Source organism: uncultured Leptotrichia sp. (assembly GCF_938036635.1).
Taxonomy (GTDB): domain Bacteria; phylum Fusobacteriota; class Fusobacteriia; order Fusobacteriales; family Leptotrichiaceae; genus Leptotrichia; species Leptotrichia hongkongensis.
On the sequence record NZ_CALHQO010000565.1, the window covers coordinates 1 to 1,460 of the forward strand.

The 1,460-nt window shown below is 29.2% G+C and carries 2 protein-coding genes; both read right to left on the minus strand.

The window, feature by feature from the left end; genetic code table 11:
• Positions 1–33: 33 nt before the first annotated feature.
• Positions 34–888: a hypothetical protein gene (locus Q0370_RS11385; RefSeq protein ID WP_299575816.1), complete on the minus strand. Its 855-nt coding sequence runs from the start codon at positions 886–888 to the stop codon at positions 34–36.
• Between the two features lie 139 nt (positions 889–1,027).
• The coding region (locus Q0370_RS11390; RefSeq protein WP_299575818.1) for a hypothetical protein at positions 1,028–1,460 on the minus strand (433 nt) is incomplete at its 5' end.

The following is a 1,460-nucleotide window of genomic DNA, read 5'->3' on the forward strand; positions in this document are numbered from 1 at the left end:
ACTTCTACCCTTGATTTATAATTATATTTTTGATTAATTACTTTGCTTATACATTAGCCATCCATTAAAATATAAAGATGTGCTGTCACTTCCATTTACTCTTCTAATTTGGCCATTTTCCAAATACCATTTGCTTCTATTCATAACAGCGTCATAATTTTTTTCTTCAGCAAGATTTACAGTTACTGTTACAGGTCCTGTATGTCTTAAAGAACTTCCATTATTAATTACACAGTCCTGAAATGAAATATCTGCCATATATCCATGCTGTGCATACGAATCTTCTACAGTATCAGTATCGAATGCCGATTCACTGGGACTCGGATTTACACAATAACTTCCTTTTTTTACACCTACTGGACTTTTTACAATTAATTTCTCATTACTTTCCTTAGGCATCTCTTTTTTTTCTTCAACTTTTGGCTGCTCTACCTTTTTTTGTTCCTTCTGTTGCACAGTTTCAGGAGTTTGAGCGTTTGTTACAGTTGGTATATTTTGATTTTGTGATACTGCTGCCATTTCTTTTTTCAGATTTTCTTTTTTCTTCTTATTCTGACTTCTCAGATAAAAAATCCCAGATCCAACTAAAACAATAAATATTGCAACTGCAGCAGCTAGAATTGTTGTCATTTTGTTTGAAACGTATTTTTCTTCAGCTTCCTCTTCTTCGTCTTCTTGTTTATTTATTTCTGGATTATTTATATTTCTAATTGGCTTTTCTACTTTATTTATATTTTTAGTACTGCTTCCCGCAACACTACCATAAACTATTTTTTCCAGCTCTTCTTTCTGTCTTTGTAAATCCTGAATTTCTTTCTGACGTTTTAATTCTTCTATTTCTCTTTCCAGCTGCTCTTTTGCATTTTCACCAAATTTATTGTTGTCCATAATATTTTCTCCTATAAAAATTTATTTGTATTTTAAAGCAAATATTATACTACAAAAAAATTGAAAAATCAAATATTTTTACAGATTTTTTTACTGTTATAATTTAAAGTTCTTTATAAAAAATCTGATTTTGAATAAACTATATTGGAAAATTAAAGGATACCGCTTTAATAAATTGCGGATTATTTTCCTCTATTTCCCAGCTATCCCCCTGTTTTACATATGTAATATCAAATGTTTCCTCAAAATATTTTAAATTAGAATCATTTAATTTCTCATTTACCACTTCCTTTAAAATTGCCATGCTTTGCTTATTAAATTCTTCATCTGATTTTCCACTCAATGATTGAACTTCTTTTGATATTCTGTCTTTAAACATTTCTGCTGTTGCTGATAAATCAGGATACTTCATAGTAACATTTAAAAGGATTTTATCTTTATTTTTCTCTGTCGTCTTGTTAATTTTATAGGACATCTTTTTATATGCTCCCTCAAATGCCTTGAATGCATCTTCAGTTTGTTTATCAACTTTTAATACAGAAAAATTTCCTTTTTGAAGTGCTCCCATTGTT

What these genes read in the sequence shown, in the direction of transcription:
- Q0370_RS11385 (WP_299575816.1), bottom strand. Translation starts at nt 888, where the DNA reads ATGGACAACAATAAATTTGGTGAAAATGCAAAAGAGCAGCTGGAAAGA.